Source organism: Paenibacillus sp. P4_A9, from assembly GCF_056402415.1.
Map to the genome: position 1 here is coordinate 1 of NZ_JBFUHL010000239.1, position 638 is coordinate 638.

Consider the following 638-nt stretch of genomic DNA (forward strand, 5'->3'; position numbering starts at 1 on the left):
TATATGCGCTTTGCAAAAGACGGCTGTTTTCTCGCAGAAATGGGAGGAGAGAAAGCGGGTACTGCGACGGCCATCCCTTATGAGAACCGGTTCGGCTGGGTAGGCATGGTACTCGTACATCCGTCTCAAAGAAGATTCGGCATTGGGACCGCCCTACTCCAGAAGACGATCGATTTCCTAGAGAATCATGGCGTTGACTGCATTAAGTTGGATGCAACGCCGATGGGTAAGAAGGTCTACATTCCGCTCGGTTTTCAAGATGAGTATGAAGTTACGAGATACCAGGGAAAAGCACCTATCCTGCCACTTAATCGATTGGTCACGGACCTGTCAGCAGAGCCCATCATCCTGGAAAATTTGGATGAGATCATTGCTTTTGATACGCAAAGCTTTGGAGCCAATCGCGGAGAAATTCTGCGTACCTTATATAACCGTCATGAAGAGTTAGCGTATTATGTAAAGAAGGACGGTATTGTACTTGGGTACCTACTTGCCAGAGTTGGTTTCGACGCGGTACAGATCGGCCCATGGGCAGCTGTCAATGAATTGGCGGCAGAGGTACTCTTTGTTGAGGTCTTGCGAAGCATCCCAGGCAGAGGAATATTCTTGGACGTTCCCAAACCTAACTTATCTGGTAC

General features: G+C 48.4%; 1 protein-coding gene. It reads left to right on the top strand.

The window, feature by feature from the left end:
* Positions 1-39 precede the first annotated feature (39 nt).
* A partial coding sequence (locus tag AC1DVJ_RS31230) for a GNAT family N-acetyltransferase (protein WP_477596857.1) occupies positions 40-638 on the top strand: 599 nt, incomplete at its 3' end.